At 59.5% G+C, this 25744-nt stretch carries 22 protein-coding genes and 2 tRNA genes; 7 read left to right on the top strand and 17 right to left on the bottom strand.

Going from position 1 to position 25744, the window contains the following annotated elements; genetic code table 11:
* Positions 1–17: 17 nt before the first annotated feature.
* The 8 genes from CAG47_RS21885 to CAG47_RS21840 form a co-directional block, all read right to left on the bottom strand.
* Positions 18–779 carry an SDR family oxidoreductase gene (locus tag CAG47_RS21885; RefSeq protein WP_085727310.1) on the bottom strand — a complete coding sequence of 254 codons (762 nt, stop codon included), beginning with the start codon at positions 777–779 and terminating at the stop codon, positions 18–20.
* Positions 780–1618: 839 nt separating this feature from the next.
* Positions 1619–2338, bottom strand: coding sequence for an ABC transporter ATP-binding protein (locus CAG47_RS21870; protein ID WP_085727304.1), 720 nt, complete (start codon positions 2336–2338; stop codon positions 1619–1621).
* Complete coding sequence (locus CAG47_RS21865; protein ID WP_085727302.1) at positions 2335–3207, bottom strand: ABC transporter ATP-binding protein; 873 nt, start codon at positions 3205–3207, stop codon at positions 2335–2337. The genes CAG47_RS21870 and CAG47_RS21865 overlap by 4 nt, the downstream gene beginning before the upstream one ends.
* The gene (livM, locus tag CAG47_RS21860; protein WP_085727300.1) at positions 3204–4487 is read right to left on the bottom strand and encodes a high-affinity branched-chain amino acid ABC transporter permease LivM; all 1284 of its coding nucleotides are present in this window, start codon (positions 4485–4487) and stop codon (positions 3204–3206) included. Before livM ends, CAG47_RS21865 begins: the two co-directional genes overlap by 4 nt.
* A 3-nt stretch (positions 4488–4490) precedes the next feature.
* Entirely contained in the window at positions 4491–5405 is a 915-nt protein-coding gene (locus CAG47_RS21855) for a branched-chain amino acid ABC transporter permease LivH (protein ID WP_085727298.1), read from the bottom strand.
* Between the two features lie 240 nt (positions 5406–5645).
* Positions 5646–6779 carry an ABC transporter substrate-binding protein gene (locus CAG47_RS21850; protein ID WP_085727296.1) on the bottom strand — a complete coding sequence of 378 codons (1134 nt, stop codon included), beginning with the start codon at positions 6777–6779 and terminating at the stop codon, positions 5646–5648.
* Positions 6780–7141: 362 nt separating this feature from the next.
* Positions 7142–8425 (bottom strand): FAD-binding oxidoreductase, encoded by a 1284-nt coding sequence (locus CAG47_RS21845; RefSeq protein ID WP_085727293.1) that lies wholly within the window; start codon positions 8423–8425, stop codon positions 7142–7144.
* Between the two features lie 89 nt (positions 8426–8514).
* Positions 8515–10005, bottom strand: coding sequence for an aldehyde dehydrogenase family protein (locus CAG47_RS21840; protein WP_085727291.1), 1491 nt, complete (start codon positions 10003–10005; stop codon positions 8515–8517).
* A 175-nt stretch (positions 10006–10180) separates the two neighbouring features.
* Here CAG47_RS21840 and CAG47_RS21835 point away from each other — a divergent pair, with 175 nt between their 5' ends.
* The 3 genes from CAG47_RS21835 (at position 10181) to nadE (ending at position 13264) form a co-directional block, all read left to right on the top strand.
* Complete coding sequence (locus CAG47_RS21835) at positions 10181–11092, top strand: LysR family transcriptional regulator (RefSeq protein WP_085727289.1); 912 nt, start codon at positions 10181–10183, stop codon at positions 11090–11092.
* 113 nt (positions 11093–11205) lie between these two features.
* Entirely contained in the window at positions 11206–12432 is a 1227-nt protein-coding gene (pncB, locus tag CAG47_RS21830) for a nicotinate phosphoribosyltransferase (RefSeq protein WP_085727287.1), read from the top strand.
* A 4-nt stretch (positions 12433–12436) separates the two neighbouring features.
* Positions 12437–13264, top strand: coding sequence for an ammonia-dependent NAD(+) synthetase (nadE, locus tag CAG47_RS21825; protein ID WP_085727285.1), 828 nt, complete (start codon positions 12437–12439; stop codon positions 13262–13264).
* 175 nt (positions 13265–13439) lie between these two features.
* Here the strand turns inward: nadE and azu are convergent, their stop codons facing one another.
* Positions 13440–13886, bottom strand: coding sequence for an azurin (gene azu, locus CAG47_RS21820; protein WP_085727283.1), 447 nt, complete (start codon positions 13884–13886; stop codon positions 13440–13442).
* 344 nt (positions 13887–14230) lie between these two features.
* Between azu and CAG47_RS21815 the strand changes: the two genes are divergently transcribed.
* Positions 14231–14818, top strand: coding sequence for a TIGR00730 family Rossman fold protein (locus CAG47_RS21815; RefSeq protein ID WP_085727281.1), 588 nt, complete (start codon positions 14231–14233; stop codon positions 14816–14818).
* A 68-nt stretch (positions 14819–14886) separates the two neighbouring features.
* Positions 14887–15066, top strand: a complete 180-nt coding sequence (locus tag CAG47_RS21810) for a hypothetical protein (RefSeq protein ID WP_085727279.1) — start codon at positions 14887–14889, stop codon at positions 15064–15066.
* 121 nt (positions 15067–15187) lie between these two features.
* Here CAG47_RS21810 and CAG47_RS21805 read toward each other — a convergent pair whose 3' ends face one another.
* The 8 genes from CAG47_RS21805 to rnr all read right to left on the bottom strand — a co-directional run bounded on the left by CAG47_RS21805 (position 15188) and on the right by rnr (position 24986).
* Positions 15188–17503, bottom strand: coding sequence for a YgiQ family radical SAM protein (locus CAG47_RS21805; protein ID WP_085727277.1), 2316 nt, complete (start codon positions 17501–17503; stop codon positions 15188–15190).
* 190 nt (positions 17504–17693) lie between these two features.
* Positions 17694–19091 carry a replicative DNA helicase gene (gene dnaB / locus CAG47_RS21800; protein WP_085727275.1) on the bottom strand — a complete coding sequence of 466 codons (1398 nt, stop codon included), beginning with the start codon at positions 19089–19091 and terminating at the stop codon, positions 17694–17696.
* Positions 19092–19211: 120 nt separating this feature from the next.
* Entirely contained in the window at positions 19212–19658 is a 447-nt protein-coding gene (gene rplI, locus CAG47_RS21795) for a 50S ribosomal protein L9 (RefSeq protein WP_085727273.1), read from the bottom strand.
* A gap of 19 nt (positions 19659–19677) precedes the next feature.
* Positions 19678–20571: a hypothetical protein gene (locus CAG47_RS21790; RefSeq protein WP_085727271.1), complete on the bottom strand. Its 894-nt coding sequence runs from the start codon at positions 20569–20571 to the stop codon at positions 19678–19680.
* A gap of 36 nt (positions 20572–20607) precedes the next feature.
* A complete protein-coding gene (rpsR, locus tag CAG47_RS21785) occupies positions 20608–20838 on the bottom strand; it encodes a 30S ribosomal protein S18 (RefSeq protein WP_002551829.1) in 231 nt (76 codons plus the stop codon).
* Between the two features lie 28 nt (positions 20839–20866).
* The gene (gene rpsF / locus CAG47_RS21780; protein WP_007973274.1) at positions 20867–21289 is read right to left on the bottom strand and encodes a 30S ribosomal protein S6; all 423 of its coding nucleotides are present in this window, start codon (positions 21287–21289) and stop codon (positions 20867–20869) included.
* A gap of 308 nt (positions 21290–21597) precedes the next feature.
* A complete protein-coding gene (gene rlmB / locus CAG47_RS21775; protein WP_085727269.1) occupies positions 21598–22362 on the bottom strand; it encodes a 23S rRNA (guanosine(2251)-2'-O)-methyltransferase RlmB in 765 nt (254 codons plus the stop codon).
* Complete coding sequence (rnr, locus tag CAG47_RS21770; protein WP_085727267.1) at positions 22359–24986, bottom strand: ribonuclease R; 2628 nt, start codon at positions 24984–24986, stop codon at positions 22359–22361. Before rnr ends, rlmB begins: the two co-directional genes overlap by 4 nt.
* Before the next feature lie 226 nt (positions 24987–25212).
* Between rnr and CAG47_RS21765 the strand changes: the two genes are divergently transcribed.
* Positions 25213–25299: transfer RNA gene (locus CAG47_RS21765), tRNA-Leu, on the top strand.
* A 181-nt stretch (positions 25300–25480) separates the two neighbouring features.
* Positions 25481–25567, top strand: a tRNA-Leu gene (locus CAG47_RS21760).
* The last annotated feature ends 177 nt before the right edge of the window (positions 25568–25744 follow it).

The following is a 25744-nucleotide window of genomic DNA, read 5'->3' as shown; positions in this document are numbered from 1 at the left end:
AAGCCCCCTCACCACAATTAAGACTTACGCTCGATAGCAAACCCGGCCCAGGTCTGGCTCACCGGCATCAACTCCAGACTGTTGATGTTGATGTGCGCCGGGGCATTGAGCACCCAGAAAATAGTCTCGGCGATGTCTTGCGGCTGAATCGGCTCGGCGCCAGCGTAAGTGGCGTTGTAGCGCTCCTGGTCACCGGCAAAACGCACCAGCGAGAACTCGCTCTCGCACAGGCCCGGCTCGATGTTGCTGACCCGTACGCCCGTGCCCTGCAGATCGCAGCGCAGGTTCAGGGAGAACTGTTTGACGAACGCCTTGGTCGCGCCATACACGTGGCTGCCCGGGTACGGGTAGTTGCCGGCGATGGAGCCCAGGTTGACGATGCCGGCACCGCGACCGTGGGCGATCAGGCGCGGCAACAGCAGACGGGTGCTGTACATCAGGCCTTTGACGTTGGTATCGACCATGGTGTCCCAATCGTCCAGGTTGCACTTGGGTGCCGGATCAACCCCCAGGGCCAGTCCGGCGTTGTTGATCAACCCGCGCAGCCTGGCAAAAGATGGCGGCAGATTGGCAATCGCCTCCTCCATGGCCTTGCGATCACGCACATCGAGCACCAGGCCATGGACTTCGGTCTGCCTGGACAACTCGGCGCATAGCGCATTGAGGCGCTCTTCACGACGGCCTGTCAGCACCAGTTTCCAGCCAGCCTCGGCAAAACGCCGGGCACAGGCTTCACCAAAACCGGAGGTCGCGCCGGTAATAAACAGGGTGTTGGACATCGTGTTCTCCTTGCTTCGGCTGATCGCCAGCCATTGGAATAGAAAATCAGCAGGCAGCATGCCCGGCCTTGTTCACAGCGGCAACCACCGTTCGAACTGCTCAAAAAACGCTCAAATACGGCAACCCCTCGGCCAGCGCGGCCTGCAGCCATGTGCACGCACGTTATCCACAGGCCGGTCCACAGTCTCTGGGGGCAAGTGAACAAGCTGCAGGCCGCTATCCACAAGGCTTTACGCAGGGTTTTGAAACTTTTTCGCTTGACCCTCAACCGCCCGCTGTGTAGCCCTTGGTCATTTTCATGACTGACGGGTCAAACCAACGATGGCGCCAAGCCAGCAACCACGGCCCTCAGCCGAGTCTTTCCAGAGTTTAATCACAGACTTATCCACAGGCTTTCCCACAGCGATTCCACACACTTTCATCCCGAACAAAAAGGTTGACAACGCGGCCTTCAGGCTACGCAAAAACACCTGATCAAAAAATAGCCACACCTCTGCAGACCTCGGTTTAAAAGGCCTCCAGCCAGCTACTCCCACGTTATGCACAGCCGGCTCCACAGCAAACGGGGACAAGTCAAAACCGTGACAAAACAACTATTTGAAGCGGTTTTATGTCGCACTTCGGGCGCTTGGGAATATTGTTTTCCACAAATTCCTGAATCCCCCCTGTAGGAGCGAGCATGCTCGCGATGGTCGTCAACGATAACGCGGGCAGTCTGGATGCCCGCGTTGTTCGGGCCTCCATCGCGAGCATGCTCGCTCCTACAGGAGGCGTGGTGTTCGGGATAAGAAAAAGCCCCGGCGATTGCGCGCCGGGGCTTGTGCATAACCGCTGGAACTCAGTGCCCGCCGAGGTACGCGTTACGCACATCCTCGTTGACCAACAGCTCCTTGCCGCTGCCGGTCATGCGGATTTCGCCGTTGACCATCACGTACGCCCGGTCCGACAACCGCAGTGCGTGGTTGGCGTTCTGCTCCACCAGGAAGATGGTCATGCCGGTCTTGGCCAGCTCCCGCAGGGTCGCAAAGATCTGCTTCACCACGATCGGCGCCAGGCCCAGGCTCGGCTCATCGAGCAGCAACAACTTGGGTCGACTCATCAGCGCCCGGGCGATGGCGAGCATTTGCTGCTCGCCGCCGGACATGGTCATCGCCCGCTGGGTGCGCCGCTCTTCGAGCCGAGGGAACAGCTCGAACATGCGTTGCATGTCCTCCTTGGCGTACTTGTCACCGATAGGGATGGTGCCCATCAGCAGGTTTTCCTCGACGGTCATGTCGGGAAATACCCGCCGCCCTTCCGGCGATTGCGCGATGCCGTTGGAGGCGATGTAGTGGGACGACTTGTGGGTAATGTCCACGCCCTGGTAAAGGATCTGCCCGTCCGCTGCCCGTGGCTGGCCGAAGATCGACATCAGCAAGGTCGACTTGCCGGCGCCGTTGGAGCCGATCAGGCTGACGGTTTCCCCTTCGTTGATGTGCAGCGAGACTTTCTTCAGGGCCTGGATCGGCCCGTAAAACACGTCCAGTTCCTTGAGTTCGAGGATGGCACCGTTCTTCATACGAGCTCCTCTTCGTCCGCGCCCAGGTAAGCGGCGATCACTTTCGGATCGTTGCGGATATCGTCGGGACCGCCCTCGGCGATGACAACGCCGTGGTCCAGCACCACGATGTGGTCGGAGATACTCATAACCATGCCCATGTCGTGTTCGATCAGCACCACGGTCAGATCGTGCTCGTCACGCAGCAGCCGGATCATCGCGCTCAGCGCTTCGGTTTCCTGAGGGTTGAGGCCGGCGGCCGGTTCGTCGAGGCAGATGACCTGCGGACGGGTACACATGGCCCGGGCGATTTCCAGGCGGCGTTGCTGGCCGTAGGACAGTTCACCGGCCAGACGGTTGGCGCAGTCCACCAGGTCCACCACTTCCAGCCAGTAGAACGCATGGTCCAGCGCATCGCTTTCAGCCTTGCGATAGCCCTTGGTGTTGAGGATGCCCGCCAGCATGTTGCGATTGACCCACATGTGCTGGGCCACCAGCAGGTTTTCCAGCACAGACATTTCCCTGAACAGGCGAATGTTCTGGAAGGTTCGCGCCAGGCCCGCCCGGTTGACCAGGTGGGTGCCACCGAACGCCTTGTAATACAGGCGGCTGGCGAAGGTTTTCGGCGAGACGAAATCCGTCGGTTTGAAGGATTCGCCCAGCAGCTTGATGACGTTGGTCTTCTGGCCACGCAAGTTGAGTTCGATCTTGCCGCCGGAGGCCTTGTAGAACCCGGTCAGACAGTTGAACACGGTGGTCTTGCCGGCACCGTTGGGGCCGATCAAAGCGAAGATCGAGTTGCGCTTGACCTTCAGGCTGACATCGTTCAACGCCTTGATGCCGCCGAAGTGCATCATCAGTTTTTCGACACTGAGTACGACTTCGCTCATGGCGCTACTCCTTTACGCGGGGTCACACCGGTACGGCTGATCCGAATCAGTCCGCGCGGTCGCCAGATCATCATCAACACCATCAGCATGCCGAACAGCAGGACGCGGTATTCGGCGAAGCCACGCAGCAGTTCCGGGGCCACGGTCAACACGAACGCGGCGATAACAACGCCTATGGTCGACCCCATGCCGCCCAGTACCACGATGGCGAGGATCAGTGCCGATTCGAAGAAGGTGAACGAGGTCGGGTTGACGAAGCCCTGGTAGGTGGCGAAGAACACACCGGCCAGACCCGCCGTCGAAGCACCGATGGTGAACGCCGAGAGTTTGACCAGCACGTGGTTCAGGCCCATGGAGCGGCAGGCGATTTCATCTTCGCGCAGCGCTTCCCAGGCTCGGCCGACCGGCATGCGGGTCAGGCGGTGCTTGATGTACAGCACGGCCAGCACAACCATGAACAACACCGCGTAGATGAAGTAGTACTTCACGTCGGGGTTGTAGGCGATGCCGAAGAACTCATGGAAGGGAACTCCGCCGTCCTTGGCCCGCTTGCCGAACTCCAGGCCGAAGAAGGTCGGCAATGGCGCCGGCATGCCGTTCGGGCCGCCGGTCAGGGACAGCCAGTTGTTGAGGATCAGGCGAATGATTTCACCGAAGCCCAGGGTCACGATCGCCAGGTAGTCGCCGTGCAGACGCAGTACCGGGAAACCGAGGATGCAACCGGCGAGGCCAGCGGTGATCGCCGCCAGTGGCAACACCGTCCAGAAACCCAGCCCCAGGTATTGATAGCCGAGCGCCAGGCCATAGGCACCGATGGCGTAGAACGCCACGTAACCCAGGTCGAGCAGACCGGCCAGGCCGACCACGATGTTCAACCCCAGGCCCAGCAGCACGTAGATCAGCCCGAGGATGACCACGCCCAGCAGGTACGAGTTGGAGAAAAACGGCAGCACCACGGCGATGACGATCATCAGCGGGATGATCCAGCGCAGGCGCGATTTGTAGTCGGGTGGCAACACGTGTACCCCGGAGCCGGGGCTTTCGAAACCTTCGAGGATTCGCAGGCCCTTGGGGGTCTGCAGGAACGTGCTCAGGGCAAAGCGACCAGCCATGACGATGGCAATGATCCAGGCTACCCGCGACGATTCCAGGTTGAAGCCGTAGCCATCGAGCACAACGCCGACGATCGGCCCGAACACGATCAGGGCAACGAGGCCGGAAAGAATCGCATCAACCAGGCTTTTTTTGAGATCAATGGTTTTTTTAGTGGTTGAAGACATCGCTTACACCTTCGACACAAGAGGACGGCCAAGCAGGCCTTGAGGCCGAAAGACCAGAACGAGTACCAGCAGCGAGAAGCTGAATACGTCTTTGTAGTCCGAGTTGACCAGGCCTGAGAACAGCGACTCGGAAATCCCGAGGATGATCCCGCCGAGCATGGCGCCAGGCAGCGAGCCGATCCCGCCGAGTACCGCGGCAGTGAAGGCCTTGATGCCGATGACGAAGCCCGCGTAGAAGTCGAACGTGCCGTAGTTCATGGTGATCAGCACACCGGCCAGGGCCGCCATCGCTGCACCGATGATGAACACGTAGGAAATCACCCGGTCGGTGTTGATCCCCAGGATCGAGGCCATCTTGCGGTCTTGCTGGGTTGCACGGCACATGCGGCCGAGCTTGGTGTACTTGATGATGTAGGTCAGTGCAGCCATGCCGACGAACGCGGCAACCAGGATGAAGACCTTGGTGTAGGTGAGCTGGACGAAGCCAGTGCCTACATCGATACGCCATGCGCCAGTCAGCAGGGTCGGAACACCCTGTTGGCGGGCACCCTGGGAGATCTGGGCATAGTTCTGCAGGATCAGCGAGATACCGATGGCGCTGATCAGCGGTGCCAGTCGGGTGGAGTTACGCAGGGGTTTGTAGGCGATGCGTTCGATGACCCAGCCATAGACCCCGGTGACGACAATGGTGAACACCAGTGTGCCGAGCATCAGAAGAGGGAAGGATTCAATACCGAAGTAAGCCAGCAGTGCCAGACTGATTGCCGCGAGGTAAGCGGAAATCATGTAAACCTCGCCGTGGGCGAAGTTGATCATGCCAATGATGCCATAGACCATTGTGTAGCCGATGGCGATCAGGCCATAGACCGACCCGAGGGTCAGGCCGTTGACCAGTTGCTGCAGGAAAATACCATCCATAACGCAATCTCACGCAGTGAGAACCTGCACACCCCGGGCATGCGGTTCTTCTAGGAAAATACAGATGTACGCAGGAGCAATGTCAGTCACGATCGGCCCGGCCCACACCGCCCCCCTGTAGGGGCGAGCCTGCTCGCGATAGCGGTTGAACATTCAACGAATGTGTTGCCTGTCAGTCCGTCATCGCGAGCAGGCTCGCTCCTACAGGAGAACCGTGGGATCAGCCGATCGCGTCAGCCCTTACTTCTGTTTTTCCAGCTGGTGGTATTTGCCGTCCTTGTCCCACTGGTAAACCACGTAGTCGGACACTTTCAGGTCGCCCTTGCTGTCCCAGGTCTTCTCGCCCATGACGGTCTTGACCGGGTTCTTCTTCAGCCATGCGGCAGCGTCCTCGCCCTTGTTGGACTTGGCGCCGTTGAAAGCTGCTGCCAGGGTCTGCACCGAGGCGTAGGCATACAGGGTGTAGCCTTCAGGCTCGGTACCGGCCTTGCGGAAGGCGTCTACCACGGTCTTGCTGTCTGGCAGCAGGCGTGGGTCTGCGCCGAAGGTCATCAGTACACCGTCGGTGTATTGCGGGCCGCCAGCGGTGGTGACCAGTTCGTCGGTCACGATGCCGTCGTCGGACATGAACTTCACGTCCTTGAGGCCTTCGGTGCGCAGTTGTTTAACCAGTGGGCCAGCCTCCGGGTGCAGGCCACCGAAGTAGACCACGTCGGCACCGGCCGCACGGATCTTGGTCACGACGGCGCTGAAGTCTTTCTCGCCGCGGGTCAGGCCTTCATACAACACTGGCTTCACGCCGCGTTTTTCAAGTTGAGCCTTGGTGGCATCAGCCAGGCCCTGGCCATAGGTGTCCTTGTCGTGCAGCACGACGACTTTCTTGCCCTTGAGCACGTCGACGATGTAGTCACCGGCCACGATGCCCTGCTGGTCGTCACGACCGCACATACGGAACATGGCGCTCAGGCCGCGCTCGGTAACGGCCGGGTTGGTAGAGCCTGGAGTGATGGCGATGATGCCCGCTTCGTCATAGATCTCGGAGGCCGGGATGGTCGAGGAAGAGCAGAAGTGGCCGACCACGCCGGCGACTTTCTGGTTGGTCAGGTCCTTGGCGACCGTCACAGCCTGTTTCGGTTCGCAGGCGTCATCGCCCTTGACCAGTACGATTTTTTCCCCGTTCACGCCGCCTGCTGCGTTGACCGCATCGGCCGCCGCCTGTGCACCCTTCATGTACTGTTCGCCAAATGCCGCGTTGGCGCCCGTCATTGGTCCCGCTACGCCGATCTTGATGTCAGCCTGAGCAAACGCAGAAACACCCAGCGCAGTTGCCACTGCGAGGGCCAGAAAGCCTTTCTTGTAAAACGTCTGGGACATGAGGTGGTGCTCCATGGTTTTTTTAATTGGCACTGCGACTTCACTGAATGCTCAGAGCAAGGGCCGTGCCATCGGTTTTTTATTCTGAAAAAAGTCGCTGCTTTCTTGTTATTTCGACTGTTTCGGGCCCATTTTCATTGGGCGTGCAACCGTCTAAACCGCGGAAGGTGAAACCATTATTTTTTTGAGGCGCAACCCTGCTGCGCCATCATTGCAACCGCGGCTTTAAACGACGTGCAACCAGCCTGTAACAACGTGCGTCACCGAAGTGCACACTGCTGGTGCGGGACTGCTACAACCCGCACCACTACAGGCTAGCTGCAGATCGAAAAAGCGCCGCTTCCCACGGCAAAAATCAACCTTCAGATCACGATCCGCAGGCACTGGCCCGCGTGATACAGCGAGAATCCCGCCTCATACAGACAACTGCGCAATCCCGCCCCGGTCAATGGCTGCATGGGTGCAAAAGGAATCGGTAGCGCTTGAGGATTTCCGTTACACAGGTAATCGGCAAAGGCCTTGCCGACCACCGTTCCCGTGGTCACGCCCCGACCGTTGTAACCGGTAACCGCCACTAAACCGGGCGCCGGTTCGAACAGGCGCATCAAATGATCGGGGGTGAAGGCGATGCGACCGGTCCAGGTGCACTCCCACTCCACCGGCTTGAGGTAGGGGAAATAGTGCTGTTGCACGCGGTCGGCCCAGGCCTTGAGAAACCAGGCCGGTTTCTGATTGCCATTACCGAGACTGCCCAGCAACAACCTTCCGTCCTTGTCCCGACGGATGCTGCTCAGAACCTGACGGGTATCCCAGGATCCCTGGCCACCGGGAAGAATTTGCCGGGCGGCCTCTTCGGTCAGCGGGACCGAGGCTACCTGGTAGTAGTAACCAGGGAAGAAATTGCGCCGCAACTCCGTCCAGTCACCCTCGGTGTAGGCATTGGAGGCAATCACCACCTTCTCGGCCATGACCGAACCCTGGGCGGTTTGCACCGACCAGCGCTGACCCTGACGTTCGAGCCGGGTGACCGGGGAATGATCGAATAACTGACCGCCCAGGCCGATGGCCGCTTTGGCCAGCCCCGTGGTGTAGGCCATCGGGTTGAGCGTGCCGGCACGGCGATCGAGCAACGCGGCGGCGATCTTTTTCGTGCCGGTGGCTTTCTCGCAGGCCTGACCGGTAAGCAACTCCACTGGAGCGCCGCGTCGCTTCCATTGTTCTTCACGACTGCGCAAATCGGCTTCGCCACGGGCGTTGTGCGCCATGTGCAGCGTCCCTTCGCGGCGTAACTGGCAATCGATGTTGTATTTGTCCACAAGGCTGAACACCAGGGATGGCGCCGCACCCAGCATGCGGTTGAGCTGACTGCCGACTTGCGTGCCAAAACCGGCTTCGATCTCGTCCGGGGGAATCCACATCCCGGCGTTGACCAATCCGACGTTGCGCCCTGAGCCGCCGTGACCTGCACGATGGGCTTCCAGCACACAGACTGTCTTACCCTGTTCCAGCAAATGCACCGCCGCCGACAAACCGGTAAACCCGGCGCCGATCACGCAGACATCCACCGTGACCTCACCCTTGAGGGCCGAATTGTCCGGCCTTTGCGGCGTCAGTTTTTCCCACAGACACTCTTCGCGTAACGGCATTGGTAGCTCCTGTTGGAGCAGCTACGAGCCACAAGCTACAAGCTGCAAGCCAGTTTGCTTGAAGCTTGTAGCTTGAAGCTCGAAGCTGCTTAATCGAACGTAATGCCCTGCGCCAACGGCAATTCCAGCGAATAGTTCACGGTGTTGGTCTGGCGACGCATGTAGCCGCGCCACGCATCGGAGCCGGACTCACGACCGCCGCCGGTTTCTTTCTCGCCACCGAATGCACCACCGATTTCCGCACCGCTCGGGCCGATGTTGACGTTGGCGATGCCGCAGTCGCTCCCCACCGCCGACATGAACTGCTCGGCTTCACGCACGTCGGTGGTGAAGATGCACGAGGACAGGCCTTGTGGCACTGCGTTGTTCAGGCGCAGGGCCTCCTGGAAATCGCTGTAACCGACCACATACAGTATTGGGGCGAAAGTTTCGTGGCACACCACGTCGCTCTGCTCCGGCATTTCGACGATCGCCGGCGACACGTAGTAGGCATTCGGGAACTTGTCTTCCAGTTGCCGCTCACCGCCAAACACCCGCCCGCCTTCGCTCAGGGCCTGTTCCAGCGCGTCCTGCATGTTGTCGAAGCTTTGCTTGTCGATCAGCGGGCCGACCAGGTTGCCTTCCAGCGGATGGCCGATACGGACTTTCGAGTACGCGGCTTTCAGGCGGGTGACGATTTCTTCTTTCACCGATTCATGGGCGATCAGGCGACGCAGGGTGGTGCAACGCTGACCGGCAGTGCCGACGGCGCTGAACAGGATCGCGCGAACGGCCATGTCCAGGTCGGCGCTTGGGCCAAGGATCATCGCGTTGTTTCCGCCCAGTTCGAGAATGCTGCGAGCGAAACGTGCGGCGATTTTCGGTGCCACTTCACGGCCCATGCGGGTGCTGCCGGTGGCGCTGACCAGTGCGACACGCGGATCATCGACCAGGGCTTCGCCAGCATCGCGACCGCCAATAATCACCTGGCTCAGGTGTGGCGGCGCATCGCTGAAGTTCTTCAGCACGCGATCGAACAATGCCTGGCAAGCCAGTGCGGTCAACGGCGTCTTTTCCGACGGTTTCCAGATCACCGGATTGCCGCAGACCAGCGCCAGCGTGGCGTTCCAGGCCCAGACCGCGACCGGGAAGTTGAACGCACTGATCACGCCGACAACGCCCAGCGGATGCCAGGTTTCGCGCATGTGGTGGCCAGGACGCTCGGAGGCGATGGTCAAACCGTACAACTGACGCGACAGGCCGACGGCGAAGTCGCAGATGTCGATCATTTCCTGAACTTCACCCAGGCCTTCCTGGGTGATCTTGCCGGCCTCCCAGGACACCAGCTCGCCGAGGTCGGCCTTGTATTCACGCAGGATGTCACCCAGTTGCCGCACCAACTCGCCACGGCGCGGTGCCGGGACCTTGCGCCACAGTTCGAACGCATGATCTGCGCGACTGATGTGCTGCTCGACTTCAGCCGCGCCCTCCCAGTTCACGGCGGCGATCCTGCTGCCATCGATCGGCGAGTGCACCGGCACTTTGCCGTTCTGGTACAGGGCCGGGTTCACACCTAGACGATCAAGCAATGCGGCAACCATGGGTCACTCCTCAAGCAAAAGACAGAACACGTGCAGCCGGAAATTCACGGCTGATCAGGCCTGTAGTTTTAGCTGCCCGGAGGTTACTCAACAAACGACCTTTAAGAGAGATATCATTCCGTTTATTCATGCTGTGCATTGCTGGCAATAAAGAAACAAGAACCAAGGACCGCCCATGCTGAATAAACGCTACTTGCCATCGATCGCTGCACTGCAGTGTTTCGAGGCCGTCACCCGGCACTTGAGCTTCACCCGGGCCGCCGAAGAGCTGAACCTGACCCAAAGTGCCGTGAGCAAACAGGTCGCGCAACTCGAAGAACTGTTGCAGCACCTGCTGTTTCGCCGGGTGCGCCGACGCCTGCAGATGACACCGGCCGGCGATCTGTACCTGGTTGAGGTGCGAAAAATCCTCACGCAAGTCGAGATGTCGACCCATTACCTGCGTTCCTACGGCGGTGAAACCGAAGTCCTGCGCGTCTCGACACCGCCGACCTTCGGCGCGCGCTGGCTGGTGCCGCGGCTCAAAGGCTGGCGCCTGCGGCATCCTTCGATCCATCTGGACCTGTGCAGCGAGCAGGAAGCCGACGATCTGCTGCAAGGTCGCAGCGACCTGGCATTCTACTTCGGCCAAGGCTCGCGGCCCGGTACCGAGTGCCTGAAGCTTTTCGGCGAAGAGTTGGTGCCGGTATGCGCCCCCGGCAGCCTGCCGGACACGCCGTTTACCGATCCGACGCAACTGACTGACCTGGTCCTGCTGCAAAACGCTTCCCGCCCCCAGGCCTGGCATGACTGGTTCGACCACCAGGGCTATCACACCGAGCACAGCTACCACGGCCCACGCTTCGAAACCTTTTACATGTGCATCCGCGCCGCCCAGGTCGGCTGCGGCGTGGCATTGTTGCCACGGTTTCTGGTGGAAGAAGAATTGGCCGACGGCAAGCTGGTCATTCCCTGGCAGCATGCAATGCCCAGCAATGACGCCTATTACCTGGCCTACCCGGAGCATTCGGCGGAAGTGCCGAAAGTGCGGGACTTCGTGAAGTGGATGCTGGAGCAGATCGATAGCCCGGAAATGTCACAAATTTAAGGACGCTCCCACAGGGATCTAGAGTGATCCAAGAAATCGCTGGCTATCCAGCCCCCTGATATGCGCCACTAGCGCCATTGATCAATATCGCTGCAACGCTGGAGACCCCCGTTATGAGCGAGAGTATGTTTGCCGATCGTATCGTGCAGAACCTGCTCGACACCGACTTCTACAAACTGACGATGATGCAGGCGGTCCTGCACAACTACCCGAACGTCGAAGTCGAATGGGAGTTTCGTTGTCGTAACGGCGAGGACTTGCGCCCCTACCTGGCAGAAATACGTTTCCAGATCGAGCGCCTGGCCGAACTGAGCCTGAGCGCAGACCAGTTGAGCTTTCTGGAGCGCATCAGCTTCCTGAAGCCGGATTTTCTGCGTTTTCTCGGGTTGTTTCGCTTCAACCTGCGCTACATCCACACCGGTATCGAAAACGGCGAACTGTCTATCCGCCTGCGGGGCCCCTGGCTGCATGTGATCCTGTTCGAAGTACCGCTGCTGGCACTGGTCAGCGAAGTGCGCAACCGCTATCGCTACCGCGAAGTCGCGCTGGAGCGGGTCCGTGAGCAGCTCTACCGCAAGTTTGACTGGCTGAGCGCCAACGCCAGCAGTGATGAATTGTCCGATTTGCAGGTGGCCGATTTCGGCACGCGCCGTCGCTTCTCGTATCGTGTGCAGGAAGAAGTGGTGAACGTGCTCAAGCACGATTTCCCCGGACGCTTCGTCGGCACCAGCAACGTGCATCTGTCCCGGGAACTGGACATGAAGCCCCTGGGCACCATGGCCCACGAATGGATCATGGCGCACCAGCAACTCGGCCCGCGGCTGATTGACAGCCAGATTGCCGCACTCGATTGCTGGGTTCGCGAATACCGTGGCCTGCTGGGGATTGCCCTGACGGACTGCATCACCATGGATGCCTTCCTCGGCGATTTCGATCTGTTTTTCGCCAAGCTTTTCGACGGTTTGCGCCACGATTCAGGCGATCCGGTGCTGTGGGCGGAAAAAGCCATCGCCCACTATCACAAGCTCGGCATCGACCCGATGAGCAAGACGCTGACCTTCTCCGACAGCCTGACCCTGCCCAAGGCCCTGGAGATATTCCGGGCGCTGCGCGGTCGGATCAATGTCAGCTTCGGCATCGGCACCAACCTGACCTGTGATATTCCAGGTGTCGAACCGATGAGCATCGTGCTTAAAATGACCGCCTGCAACGGTCAGCCGGTGGCGAAGGTCTCCGACGAGCCAGGCAAGACGCACTGCAAAGACCCGAATTTCGTCGCTTACTTGCGACACGTTTTCCAGGTTCCTGCCGCCCTTTCAAGTACATCAAGCAAGGAGTGAATTCATGCAAGCCGTACAGCGTGAGATTGCTGAACAGCTCAAGGTCCAGCCGCCATTCGCCGACGAAGCCGCCCTCGAGGCCGAAGTCGCCCGACGGGTGACTTTCATACAGGACTGCCTGGTCAATTCCGGCCTCAAGACACTGGTATTGGGCATCAGCGGCGGCGTCGACTCCCTGACCGCCGGCCTGATGGCCCAGCGCGCCGTCCGTGAACTGCGTCAGCGCAGCGGTGATGCCGCCTACAAATTCATCGCCGTGCGCCTGCCCTACGAAACCCAGTTCGATGAGCACGACGCCCAGGCGTCGGTGGATTTCATCAAACCGGACGAGCGCCACACCGTGAACATCGGTCCGGCGGTCAAGGCCCTGGCCAATGAAGTGGCGGCTTTCGAAGGCAAACATGCGGTGTCGGTGGATTTCGTGCTCGGCAACACCAAGGCGCGCATGCGCATGGTCGCCCAATACACCATCGCCGGCGCGGCACATGGCCTGGTGATCGGCACCGATCACGCGGCGGAAGCGGTGATGGGTTTCTTCACCAAGTTCGGTGACGGCGCCTGCGACCTGGCACCACTGAGTGGCCTGGTGAAAAACCAGGTCCGCGCCATCGCCCGCAGCTTCGGCGCGCCGGAGTCACTGGTGGAGAAAGTCCCGACCGCCGACCTCGAAGACCTGTCGCCCGGCAAACCGGACGAAGCCTCCCACGGCGTGACTTATGCCGAGATCGACGCCTTCCTGCACGGCAATCCGGTGCGCGAGGAAGCGTTCAAGATCATTTGCGACACCTACAACAAGACCCATCACAAGCGCGTGATGCCGTTTGCGCCTTGAAGCGTGAGTGAATGAAAAAGCCCGCTGAAGTGTTGAGCTTCAGCGGGCTTTTCTTTGGCCAAAGCATGCGGTGATGCTTCTGGCCCCTTCGCGAGCAGGCTCGTTCCCACAATTAGACCGCGATCCATTGTGGGAGCGAGCCTGCTCGCGAAGAACGATGACGCGGTATGCCTGATTACTTCAGGGTCACGGTGCCTTTCATCATCGAGATGTGGCCCGGGAAAGAGCAGAAGAAACCATATTTTTCAGCGGCATCCAGCTTGGACACATCGAAGGTCACCGAGTCGGTTTCCTTGGCGCCGATGATCTTGGTGTGGGCGATCACGCGGGCGTCGCCTTCCTTCAGGTAGTTCTTGTCGATGCCGGCGCTCAGGCCGTCGGTGGCGATCGGCTGCATGTCGGCTTCTTTGCTCAGTACAAAGTTATGGCCCATGACATTTTTCGGCAGGCTGCCGGAGTGGGTCAGTTCGACGGTAAAGGTCTTGCAGCTCTTGTCGATTTCTATGGCCTTGGTGCTGAAGGCCATTTGATCGGTGGAGTCAATGGTGGTCTTGCACTCGGCAGCCATCAGTTGGCTGCTGGCCAGTGTCAACAGGGATACCGCAGCGAGTTTGGCAAACATGGTGAATCTCCAAGGCAGGGTTAACGAAATTGCGAATGAACAGAAGACTGCCTGAAAACTTCGCAAGTTCATATGACTTGAATCAAAAATTGTATACAACTTTCGGGCTATAAGCCCGATGTAAACAATCTACCGGCCAAGTGTCTGGTCCGGGCTTATCATCAGGCCGTCCCCCATCAGAAGGAACGCCTGTCATGTCGATCAACAGTCTGTTGTGCAGTTTGCTGGCCGCCTACGCTTGCGGCGCCAGCGGTACGTACGAAACCCGGGAACATCAAGTCTAGCCCTTGGAGTACCGTGCGCCTGCCTTTACTCTGTGGCCCTGATCGACCAAGGAGCAAGGCATGTCTTTAACATCTGTTTGTGTATTTTGTGGTGCCAGCACCGGCACCAACCCGGCTTACCGCGAAGCCGCCGTTGCCCTTGGCCGGGCTCTGGCCGAGCGCAAGCTGACCCTCGTTTATGGCGGCGGCGCCGTGGGCCTGATGGGAATCGTCGCCGACGCAGCCCTGGCGGCCGGCGGTGAAGTGATCGGCATCATCCCGCAAAGCCTCAAGGACAAGGAAATCGGCCACAGCGGCCTGACTCGCCTGGAAGTCGTCGATGGCATGCACGCGCGCAAGGCCCGGATGGCCGAGCTCAGTGATGCCTTTATCGCGCTGCCTGGCGGCCTTGGCACCCTGGAAGAACTGTTCGAAGTCTGGACCTGGGGCCAGCTCGGCTACCACGGCAAACCGCTGGGCTTGCTGGAAGTGAACGGCTTCTACAGCAAATTGACGTCTTTTCTCGATCACATCGTCGGCGAAGGCTTCGTTCGCGGGCAGCACCGTGACATGCTGCAAGTGAGCGAATCGCCGCAAGCCCTGCTCGATGCCCTGGATGCCTGGCAACCGTCCGTAACGCCAAAATGGGCCGAGCAAAAACCCAGCTAACGGCTCGACTCCGATGCAGGGCAGCACATGCGCCGCTCAACCTCACCTTCGACCCCAGAGGATCGCCCATGGCCAAACCCAATTATTCCTTCGCCAAACGTCAGCGAGACTTGGCCAAGGAGCAGAAGAAAGAGGAAAAGCTTCAGCGCAAGAAAGCTACGGCTGAACAAGCGGCACTGAACCCTGAAGGTGAAGTGGCGGCAGAAGATGCTGCTGATGCACCGAAAGACCCTGCGCCCGACGCCTGAGGACACCGAAGCACTCTCGGGTTCTTCGCGAACAAGCTCCCTCGCCACAATGGAATTTCAGTTACCCGGAAATGAAAAACGCCAACCCGAAGGTTGGCGTTCTGTTCAGCGCAAGTGAGCCTTAACGCGGTACCACCGGCTTGCGAGCCGGCTTTGGCCCCTTGCCCTTGGCTGCTTCCTTGCGCTCCTTGGCCGCTTGCTGGTTGCGGGCAAATGCCGCCGCCTTGGCCTGTTCACGCTTGTCCCACGGATTGCCACCATCGCTGGCACGGGGTGGAAGGCCAGTGTGCTGGGTGAGGATTTTGGTGGTCTTTTCCTTGGCCACTTTATGGCTGCCGGCCGGTGTCGAGTTCTTGCGACGGGCGCTCTGGTAGCTATCGGTCGACGGCTGGTGCAGCGGGATCAACTGGTTCTTGCCCGGCCCGATCAGGTCGGCGCGGCCCATGCGGGTCAGGGCCTCACGCAGCATCGGCCAGCCTTTCGGGTCGTGATAACGCAAGAACGCCTTGTGCAGGCGACGCTGCTCTTCGCTCTTGACGATGGTCACGCCGTCGCTCTTGTAGGTGACCTTGCGCAGCGGGTTCTTGCCCGAGTGGTACATCGCGGTGGCGCTGGCCATCGGCGACGGATAGAACGCCTGCACCTGGTCGGCACGGAAGCCGTTGCCCTTGAGCCACAGGGCCAGGTTCATCATGTCTTCGTCGGTAGTGCCCGGGTGGGCGGCGATGAAGTACGGAATCAGGTACTGCTCTTTGCCCGCTTCCTTCGAAAACTTCTCGAACATGCGCTTGAAGCGGTCATAGGTGCCGATGCCCGGTTTCATCATCTGGTTGAGCGGACCTTCCTCGGTGTGCTCCGGGGCGATCTTCAGGTAACCGCCGACGTGGTGGGTCACCAGCTCCTTGACGTACTCCGGCGACTCGACCGCCAGGTCGTAGCGCAGCCCGGACGCGATCAGGATCTTCTTCACACCCGGCAAGGCACGGGCACTGCGGTACAGCTGGATCAGCGACGAGTGGTCGGTATTCAGGTTCGGGCAGATGCCAGGGAACACACACGATGGCTTGCGGCACGCGGATTCGATTTCCGGGCTCTTGCAGGCGATGCGATACATGTTCGCGGTCGGGCCACCGAGGTCGGAGATCACGCCGGTAAAACCAGGCACCTTGTCACGAATTTCTTCGATCTCGCGAATGATCGACTCTTCGGAACGGTTCTGGATAATGCGGCCTTCGTGCTCGGTGATCGAACAGAAGGTGCAGCCGCCGAAGCAGCCACGCATGATGTTCACCGAGAAACGGATCATCTCGTAGGCCGGGATCTTTTCCTTGCCGTACGCCGGGTGCGGAATGCGCTGGTAAGGCATGCCGAACACGTAGTCCATTTCTTCGGTGGTCATCGGAATCGGTGGCGGGTTGAACCAGACGTCGACTTCGCCATGCTTCTGTACCAGCGCACGGGCGTTGCCCGGGTTGGTTTCCAGGTGCAACACGCGGTTGGCGTGGGCGTAGAGCACCGCATCGTTGCGGACTTTTTCCACCGACGGCAGACGGATCACAGTCTTGTCGCGCGTCATCTTCGGGCTGGCCAGGATCTGCACGACCTTGGCTTCCTGCGGATCCTCTGCACTTGAAACAGTCGCACCTTTTTCCTGCTCGATGGCGCAGGCGGCGGTGTCCTGGGTGTTGACGTAGGGGTTGATGATCTTGTCGATCTTGCCCGGACGATCGATGCGCGTGGAGTCGACTTCGTACCAGCCTTGCGGCGTGTCGCGACGGATGAACGCGGTGCCGCGCACGTCAGTGATGTCTTCGATCTTGTGACCGTAGGACAGGCGCTGGGCGACCTCGACGATAGCCCGCTCGGCGTTGCCGTAGAGCAGGATGTCGGCGCTGGCGTCGATCAGGATCGAGTTGCGCACACGGTCCTGCCAGTAGTCGTAGTGGGCGATGCGGCGCAGGGACGCCTCGATGCCACCAAGCACGATCGGTACGTGCTTGTAGGCTTCCTTGCAGCGCTGGCTGTAAACCAGGCTGGCGCGGTCCGGACGCTTGCCGGCCAGGCCGCCCGGCGTGTAGGCATCGTCGGAACGGATTTTTTTGTCGGCGGTGTAGCGGTTGATCATCGAGTCCATGTTGCCGGCCGCGACACCGAAGAACAGGTTCGGCTCGCCAAGCTTCATGAAGTCGTCCTTGGATTGCCAGTTCGGCTGGGCAATGATCCCGACGCGGAAGCCCTGGGACTCCAGCAGCCGGCCGATGATCGCCATGCCGAACGACGGGTGATCGACGTATGCATCGCCTGTGACGATGATGATGTCGCAGGAATCCCAGCCGAGCTGATCCATCTCCTCCCTGCTCATGGGCAGGAACGGCGCTGGCCCGAAACATTCGGCCCAGTACTTGGGATAGTCAAATAACGGCTTGGCTGCTTGCATGTCGATAACCGGTGTTGGCTTTCATTGAATTTCGCGGGCGCGGAATATAGCACAAATTTTGACCAATTCCGACGGCCATGGTCGGAAATTGGTGAAACCCCATTCGCGAGCAGGCTCGCTCCCACAAGGGATCACACCAATCCTGTGGGAGCGAGCCTGCTCGCGAAGAGGCCAGCTCAGACGCTACAAATCACTCGTCGTCGTCGAAGTTGTAGCTGCCCGGCGCCAGGTTCTCGAATCGGGTGTACTTGCCGATGAACGCCAGGCGGATAAAGCCGATCGGGCCGTTACGCTGCTTGCCGATGATGATCTCGGCAATGCCCTTGTGTTCGGTTTCCGGGTGATACACCTCGTCGCGATACACGAACATGATCACGTCGGCGTCCTGCTCGATCGCTCCGGATTCCCGCAAGTCGGAGTTCACCGGGCGCTTGTTCGGCCGCTGCTCCAGGGAGCGGTTGAGCTGCGAGAGCGCCACCACCGGGCAGTTGAATTCCTTGGCCAGGGCTTTCAGGGACCGGGAGATCTCGGAGATCTCGTTGGTCCGGTTGTCACCGCTGGAACCCGGGATCTGCATCAGTTGCAGGTAGTCGATCATGATCAGGGCGATATCGCCATGCTCACGCACCAGACGTCGGGTCCGGGCGCGCATCTCCGACGGGCTGATGCCCGCGGTATCGTCGATGAACAGCTTGCGGTCGTTCAGCAGGTTGACCGCCGAGGTCAGGCGCGGCCAGTCGTCATCCTCCAGCTGGCCGGAACGCACCTTGGTCTGGTCGATGCGCCCCAGGGAAGACAACATACGCATGATCAGCGATTCACCTGGCATCTCGAGGGAGTAAACCAGGACGGCCTTGTCACTGCGCAACACGGCGTTTTCCACCAGGTTCATCGCAAAGGTGGTTTTACCCATGGACGGACGGCCGGCGACGATGATCAGGTCCGCCGGTTGCAGACCGCTGGTCTTCTCGTCGAGGTCGGTGTAGCCGGTGGACAGGCCGGTAATGGAGTTGTCGGTGTTGAACAGGGTGTCGATACGGTCGATGGCTTTGGTCAGCAGTTCGTTCACGCCCACCGGGCCACCGGTTTTTGGCCGGGCCTCGGCGATCTGGAAGATCTGCCGTTCAGCTTCATCGAGGATCTCTTCAGCCGTACGCCCTTCAGGGTTGAAGGCGCTGTCGGCGATTTCGGTGCTGATGCCGATCAACTGGCGCAAAGTCGCACGCTGGCGAACGATCTGCGCATAGGCCTTGATGTTGGCGACGGACGGCGTGTTTTTCGCCAGTTCACCAAGGTAGCCAAGGCCGCCGACTTGCGAAGTCTGACCTTCCTTGTCCAGTTGCTCGGACAGGGTCACGACGTCGATCGGCATGTTCTGATCGGCCAGTTTGGCGATCGCACGGAAAATCAGGCGGTGGTCATGCCGATAGAAATCGCCGTCGGAGACTTGATCGAGCACGCGTTCCCAGGCGTTGTTGTCCAGCATCAGACCACCGAGCACGGCCTGCTCGGCCTCGATGGAATGCGGCGGCACCTTCAGCGCGGCGGTTTGCAGATCGTATTGCTCGGGAGCGGAAATTTCGTTCATGGCCACTTGGAATCAGGTTTGGAAACTGGGATGCCAGAAAGACAAAGGGCACGACCTGTAAACAGGATCGTGCCCGATGTTACCGGCAAGCACCCGAGGGTGCCAGCCGACAGGTGCTGCTTAAGCTGCTACCACGACAACGCGTACGGTGGCTTCAACTTCGGCGTGCAGGTGCACGGCTACGTCGAATTCGCCTACGCTGCGGATGGTGCCGTTCGGCAGACGAACTTCGCTCTTCTGCACTTCAACGCCAGAGGCGGTCAGTGCGTCAGCGATGTCGTGAGTACCGATCGAACCGAACAGCTTGCCTTCGTCGCCAGCGGTGGCAGTGATGGTCACTTCCAGCTCGGCCAGTTGGGCAGCGCGGCTTTCAGCCGATGCTTTGCGATCTGCTGCAGCTTTTTCCAGCTCGGCGCGACGCTCTTCGAACGCAGCCAGGTTGGCTGGGGTCGCAGCGGTAGCTTTGCCGTACGGCAGCAGGTAGTTACGACCGTAACCAGCCTTAACGTTCACTTTGTCACCCAGGTTGCCCAGGTTGGTGACTTTTTCCAGAAGGATCAGTTGCATGTGAAAATCCTCTTAACTTTTAACCTTCACCGTTCGCGTTATCGGCATCTTTCGGTGCCGAACGACCGCGAAAATCAATCAGGCTGTCGACGATGGCCAGGACCACCAGCAACGGATAGACCAGTTGCATGAACAGCAACAGCGTCACGTACAACCCCACCAGCCAGAACCTGGCCAGTCGCTTCTGCGCCACCAGCCCATGAATCAGGGCCAGCCCGGCGAATACCAGCGGCACACTGCACAACGGCGTCAACATGGCCATCTGCGGACCGATGTTCGGCCCCAGAAGCATGCACGCCAGCAGCAACATCGCCGGCAACAGCGGGAAGCGGATGGCGCGAAACTCGCGACCAAAACCGCCCGGGTTGTACAACAACGCCTGCCAGTAACGCCCGACAAGCAGGCTCAGCAAGCTGACGATTTGCAACAACGCCGCAATCAGGCCGGTCAGGACCGGTGCAATCAGGGACGCGAAACGCGCTTGTTCGTCTACCGACAACTTCTGGTAGGCGTCACCGAGTAGCGACGGCATGACTTTGATCAAAGCCTGCGCCAGCATCTCGATCTGGGGAGCAAAAGCTGTCCCCAACACCACTGAAAACACCACCCCCATCGCTATGCTGACCAGCAGCACGCGGTTCCAGGACTCGCTTGCGCGCAAAACCAGCGCAAGGCTCGCAGACCCCAGCAGCACCAGAAGTGCCCGAGGGTCGTCGGAGTACAGCCACCAGGCCAATGCCGGCAGCAGTCCCAGAGCAAGAACGCCCAGGGCGTCCCTCAATCCGCGCCGCAGGAGCACAAGGCATCCGGCGGCAGCACCCAACCAATACAACAACGGCATCGCCGCGCATCCAGCCACTACCAGAGTGGCCTGCATACGGCCGCGCATGATGAACTCAGCTATGGCCCGCATGCATTCAATCCTTTGCTACGTGTCGACTGCCCGGTCTCAGCGGCCGTGGCTGTCGGTGTAGGCCAGCAGGGCCAGGAAGCGGGCGCGCTTGATAGCGGTGGCCAGCTGACGCTGATAACGAGCTTTGGTACCGGTGATGCGGCTTGGAACAATTTTGCCGGTCTCGGATACGTAGGCTTTCAGAGTGTTGAGATCTTTGTAATCGATCTCTTTCACGTCTTCAGCGGTGAAGCGGCAGAATTTACGACGACGGAAGAAACGTGCCATTTGATAGGCTCCTTAAAAGGTCCGTGGATTACTCGTCAGCGTTATCGCTGTTGTCGCTGTCATCACTGTCAGCGCTTTCAACGCCTTCGTGCTCAGGACGGTCGCGACGCTCACGGCGCTCACTGCGGTTTTCTTCAGCCTTGAGCATCTCGGACTGGCCGGTAACGGCTTCGTCGCGACGGATGACCAGGTTACGGATCACTGCATCGTTGTAGCGGAAGTTGTCTTCCAGCTCGGCCAGGGCCTTGCCAGTGCACTCAACGTTCAGCATCACGTAGTGAGCCTTGTGAACATTGTTGATTGCGTAGGCCAGTTGACGACGGCCCCAATCTTCCAGACGGTGGATTTTGCCGCCGTCTTCTTCGATCAGCTTGGTGTAACGCTCAACCATGCCGCCGACTTGCTCGCTTTGATCCGGGTGGACCAAAAAGATGATTTCGTAATGACGCATGAATGCTCCTTACGGGTTGTAGCCTGCCGCTCAAAAGCGGTCAGACAAGGAGTGAATGACACTTATGGACTTGTGGACGCTAGACACGTTGGTGCCTGCCATCACAGCAAGGGGCGCAATTGTAGAGAAGGGGCGCGGGAGGCGCAAGGTGATTGGTGATTATTTGAACAACCACAACTCTTCGCCCCGCCACAAGACACTGTGGGAGCGAGCCTGCTCGCGAAGGGGGCACAACATTCAACATTGATGCTGAATGTTACATCGCTTTCGCGAGCAGGCTCGCTCCTACAGGGGGGATTTGCAACAGATCAGGACTTTTTGGCGGCAGCGGCTTTGACACGGCGCTGACGCTGCGCTTCGAACAGGCAAACGCCAGTCGCCACGGAAACGTTGAGACTGCTGACGCTACCGGCCATCGGCAAGTTCACCAGGTAGTCGCAATGCTCGCGGGTCAGGCGACGCATGCCTTTGCCTTCGGCCCCCATGACCAGGATGGTCGGGCCGGTCAGATCCTGATCATACAGGCTGACTTCAGCTTCACCGGCCGTACCGACAACCCACAAACCACGCTGCTGGAGCTTTTCCAGGGTACGCGCCAGATTGGTCACGGCAACCAGTGGAATCACTTCCGCAGCACCGCAGGCAATTTTTCGCACGACCGGAGTCAGGGTTGCTGACTTGTCCTTCGGCACGATCACCGCCAGCGCACCCGCCGCATCGGCGGAACGCAGGCAGGCGCCGAGGTTGTGCGGATCGGTCACGCCGTCGAGCACCAGCAACAACGGCGCGCCGTCGGTACGATCGAGCAGTTCGTCGAGCATCGCCTCGCCCCAGACCTGGCTCGGACTCACCTCCGCCACCACACCCTGGTGCACGCCCTCAACCCAGGCGTCCATTTCACGGCGCTCGGCCTGGCCGACCTGGATCCGGTTTTCGTTGGCCAGCTCGACCAGCGTCTGGACCCGAGGATCATTGCGGCCTTCGGCCAGCCAGATCTGCTTCACGCGTTTCGGGTGATGACGCAACAATGCTTCTACAGCGTGTACGCCATAGATCTTTTCCAACTGACTCATGGTTTGGCCTTAGGTTTACGTGCCCCGCCGCTCTTGGCTGGAGCCGAGCCCGCTTTTGGCGGGCCTTTACGATGTTTGCTCGGCTTGGCCGGCTTGCCGCCGACGGCCTTGTCAGGCGTCGACCGACTGGTCTTTCCCGCAGACGCCACCTTACCGCCGCTTTTCGCACCGGCCAGCAAGGCCTTTTTCATTTCGCGGCTTTTGCGCACTTCGGCGTTTTTCGCCGCCGCATCGCTCGGGCGATAGGCTTCTACAGCCTTTTCCCTGGCAGGACGACGACCGGTTTTCGCCGGGGCCGGTTCTGCTTCGATTTTAGGCGCAGGCGCTGCCGCTTCGGCGCCGCGTTTTTTACGGCCGATCGGTGCGCTGATGGTTTTTTCAGCCATCTCGAAGTCGATCTTGCGTTCGTCGAGGTCGACGCGCATGACCCGCACTTCCACGCTGTCACCCAGGCGGAAGCTGCGACCGGTACGCTCGCCAGCCAGGCGGTGATGCACAGGATCGAAGTGATAGTAATCACCCGGCAGCGCGGTGACATGCACCAGGCCTTCGACGTAAATATCGGTCAGCTCGACGAACAGACCAAATCCGGTCACTGCGGTGATCACGCCCGGGAACGATTCGCCCACGCGATCCTTCATGAACTCGCACTTGAGCCAGTTCACCACGTCACGGGTCGCTTCGTCGGCACGGCGCTCGCTCATCGAGCACTGCTCGCCGAGTTGCTCCAGGGCCGCTTCGTCATACGGATAGATGCGCGCTTTCGGAATGGTCATCGCACCGGCACGGCGAACGTGCGGGGTGTTCTGCTTGGAATGGATGACGCTACGAATCGCTCGATGCGTCAGCAAGTCCGGATAACGACGGATCGGCGAGGTGAAGTGGGTGTAAGCGTCGTAATTCAGGCCGAAGTGGCCCTGGTTATCGGAGGTGTACACCGCTTGACTCAGCGAACGCAGCATGACCGTCTGGATCAGATGGAAATCCGGACGATCCTTGATCCCAGCCAGCAACGCCTGGTAGTCCTTAGGCGACGGACCGTCCTTGCCTTTGTGCAGGGACAGGCCGAGCTCGCCGAGGAAGGCGCGCAGCTTTTCCAGGCGCTCCGGTGGCGGACCATCGTGAACGCGGTACAACGCAGGGATCTCGTGCTTTTTCAGGAATTCGGCAGTGGCCACGTTGGCCGCCAGCATGCATTCCTCGATCAGCTTGTGCGCGTCGTTACGCACAGTCGGACGGATTTCGGCAATCTTGCGCTCGGAACCGAAGATGATCCGGGTTTCCTGGGTTTCGAAATCGATCGCGCCACGCACATGACGGGCTGCCAGCAATACCTTGTACAACGAGTACAGCTGCTTGAGGTGCGGCACGACGTCGGTGTACTCGCCACGCAGCTTGCGCGCCTCGGCAGCCTTCGGCGTTTCCAGCATCGCGCTGACCTTGTTGTAGGTCAGGCGCGCATGGGAGTGGATCACCGCTTCGTAGAAGCAGTAATCGGTCATCTCGCCGGATTTGGAGATGGTCATCTCGCAAACCATGGCCAGACGGTCGACCAACGGATTCAGCGAGCACAAGCCATTGGACAACTGCTCAGGCAGCATCGGGATCACGCGCTCGGGGAAGTACACCGAGTTGCCGCGGACCTGCGCTTCGGCATCCAGCGCCGAACCGAGCTTCACATAGCTGGAAACGTCGGCAATCGCCACATACAGCTTCCAACCGCCGGAGAACAGACGCAGCTTGCCCGGACGGGCTTCGCAGTAGACCGCATCGTCGAAGTCGCGCGCATCTTCGCCGTCGATGGTGACGAACGGCAGATGACGCAGGTCGATGCGCTTCTCTTTGTCTTTCTCTTCGACTTCGGGCTTGAGCTTGCCGGCTTCCTTGAGCACAGCCTCAGGCCAGACGTGAGGAATGTCATAGGTACGCAGGGCAACGTCGATTTCCATGCCCGGCGCCATGTAGTTGCCCACGACTTCGACCACGTCGCCTTGCGGCTGGAAGCGTGGCGTCGGCCAGTGAGTGATCTTCACTTCGACGAACTGACCGATCTGCGCATTGGCGTTACGACCCGGCGTGACCAGCACTTCCTGCTGGATCTTCGGATTGTCGGCAACGACAAAACCGATGCCGCCCTCTTCGAAGTAGCGGCCAACGATGGTTTCATGAGCACGGGATACCACTTCGACGATCATGCCTTCGCGGCGACCACGACGATCCAGGCCGGAAACACGGGCCAGGGCACGGTCACCGTCGAACACCAGACGCATCTGCGCCGGGCTCATGAACAGGTCATCGCTGCCATCGTCCGGGACCAGGAAGCCGAATCCGTCGCGATGACCGCTGATGCGACCCAGGATCAGGTCGAGCTTGTCCACCGGCGCGTAAGTGCCGCGACGAGTGTAAATAAGCTGGGCATCGCGCTCCATGGCGCGCAGGCGACGACGCAGGGCTTCGATCTGGTCGTCTGTGGTCAGACCAAACTCTTCGACCAACTGCTCGCGGTTAGCAGGCGAACCTCGATCAGCAAGGTGCTGAAGGATCAGTTCACGGCTGGGAATAGGGTTTTCATATTTTTCCGCTTCACGAGCGGCCTCGGGATCGAGGGACTGCCAATCGGCCATTAGAGAGTTTTCACCTTGTCTATATGCGGGTTAGTTTGGCATAGGCGTAATGAAACGGGAAATTTCGGACTATATAGAGGCCGTATGACACCTTGTATCGACGCTTCTCAGGCGTTGTGAACACCGCCGGTAAAAAAAAATCATCTTTTTTGGCGACAGGGGTTTACAGTTAAAAAAGCGCTCCGTATAGTGCGCGCCATCGACAACGCAGACATGTTGTCGAGTTGCCCAGGTGGTGAAATTGGTAGACACGCCAGCTTCAGGTGCTGGTGACCTTACGGTCGTGGAAGTTCGAGTCTTCTCCTGGGCACCAATTTCGAGCTTGAGACTAGATCAGTTTCAGGACTCACACAAAAAACCCGCGAAAGCGGGTTTTTTGCATTCTGGACAAGCGTTTTGTCAGAACTGATTTATTAAAATCAAATCAGGGGTTTACAGATCAAAACGCGGTCCGTATAGTGCGCCACATCAACAGCGGCAACGCTGAAGATGAAGCCCAGATGGTGAAATTGGTAGACACGCCAGCTTCAGGTGCTGGTGACCTTACGGTCGTGGAAGTTCGAGTCTTCTTCTGGGCACCAATTCAAATTCAAGGTTGCGACCTTGAATTTCACAGAAACCCGCGAAAGCGGGTTTTTGCGTTTCTGGCTCCCGCTCCTCTAATGAAATGGCTACCCCCGCCGCACCCCCTGTGATCGCTCACTAAGCTTTCACAGGGGGCTAATCGGAGATCATTGCCATGAACAACGTTGCTATCG

It is taken from the genome of Pseudomonas sp. R37(2017) (assembly GCF_002113375.1).
GTDB lineage: Bacteria > Pseudomonadota > Gammaproteobacteria > Pseudomonadales > Pseudomonadaceae > Aquipseudomonas.
This window is presented reverse-complemented; position numbering and strand designations above follow the sequence as displayed.

Bases quoted from the DNA above. Each gene is read 5' to 3' on its own strand.
- CAG47_RS21885 (WP_085727310.1), bottom strand. From the start codon at position 779: ATGTCCAACACCCTGTTTATTACCGGCGCGACCTCCGGTTTTGGTGAA.
- CAG47_RS21870 (WP_085727304.1), bottom strand. From the start codon at position 2,338: ATGAAGAACGGTGCCATCCTCGAACTCAAGGAACTGGACGTGTTTTAC.
- CAG47_RS21865 (WP_085727302.1), bottom strand. From the start codon at position 3,207: ATGAGCGAAGTCGTACTCAGTGTCGAAAAACTGATGATGCACTTCGGC.
- livM (WP_085727300.1), bottom strand. From the start codon at position 4,487: ATGTCTTCAACCACTAAAAAAACCATTGATCTCAAAAAAAGCCTGGTT.
- CAG47_RS21855 (WP_085727298.1), bottom strand. From the start codon at position 5,405: ATGGATGGTATTTTCCTGCAGCAACTGGTCAACGGCCTGACCCTCGGG.
- CAG47_RS21850 (WP_085727296.1), bottom strand. From the start codon at position 6,779: ATGTCCCAGACGTTTTACAAGAAAGGCTTTCTGGCCCTCGCAGTGGCA.
- CAG47_RS21845 (WP_085727293.1), bottom strand. From the start codon at position 8,425: ATGCCGTTACGCGAAGAGTGTCTGTGGGAAAAACTGACGCCGCAAAGG.
- CAG47_RS21840 (WP_085727291.1), bottom strand. From the start codon at position 10,005: ATGGTTGCCGCATTGCTTGATCGTCTAGGTGTGAACCCGGCCCTGTAC.
- CAG47_RS21835 (WP_085727289.1), top strand. From the start codon at position 10,181: ATGCTGAATAAACGCTACTTGCCATCGATCGCTGCACTGCAGTGTTTC.
- pncB (WP_085727287.1), top strand. From the start codon at position 11,206: ATGAGCGAGAGTATGTTTGCCGATCGTATCGTGCAGAACCTGCTCGAC.
- nadE (WP_085727285.1), top strand. From the start codon at position 12,437: ATGCAAGCCGTACAGCGTGAGATTGCTGAACAGCTCAAGGTCCAGCCG.
- azu (WP_085727283.1), bottom strand. From the start codon at position 13,886: ATGTTTGCCAAACTCGCTGCGGTATCCCTGTTGACACTGGCCAGCAGC.
- CAG47_RS21815 (WP_085727281.1), top strand. From the start codon at position 14,231: ATGTCTTTAACATCTGTTTGTGTATTTTGTGGTGCCAGCACCGGCACC.
- CAG47_RS21810 (WP_085727279.1), top strand. From the start codon at position 14,887: ATGGCCAAACCCAATTATTCCTTCGCCAAACGTCAGCGAGACTTGGCC.
- CAG47_RS21805 (WP_085727277.1), bottom strand. From the start codon at position 17,503: ATGCAAGCAGCCAAGCCGTTATTTGACTATCCCAAGTACTGGGCCGAA.
- dnaB (WP_085727275.1), bottom strand. From the start codon at position 19,091: ATGAACGAAATTTCCGCTCCCGAGCAATACGATCTGCAAACCGCCGCG.
- rplI (WP_085727273.1), bottom strand. From the start codon at position 19,658: ATGCAACTGATCCTTCTGGAAAAAGTCACCAACCTGGGCAACCTGGGT.
- CAG47_RS21790 (WP_085727271.1), bottom strand. From the start codon at position 20,571: ATGCGGGCCATAGCTGAGTTCATCATGCGCGGCCGTATGCAGGCCACT.
- rpsR (WP_002551829.1), bottom strand. From the start codon at position 20,838: ATGGCACGTTTCTTCCGTCGTCGTAAATTCTGCCGCTTCACCGCTGAA.
- rpsF (WP_007973274.1), bottom strand. From the start codon at position 21,289: ATGCGTCATTACGAAATCATCTTTTTGGTCCACCCGGATCAAAGCGAG.
- rlmB (WP_085727269.1), bottom strand. From the start codon at position 22,362: ATGAGTCAGTTGGAAAAGATCTATGGCGTACACGCTGTAGAAGCATTG.
- rnr (WP_085727267.1), bottom strand. From the start codon at position 24,986: ATGGCCGATTGGCAGTCCCTCGATCCCGAGGCCGCTCGTGAAGCGGAA.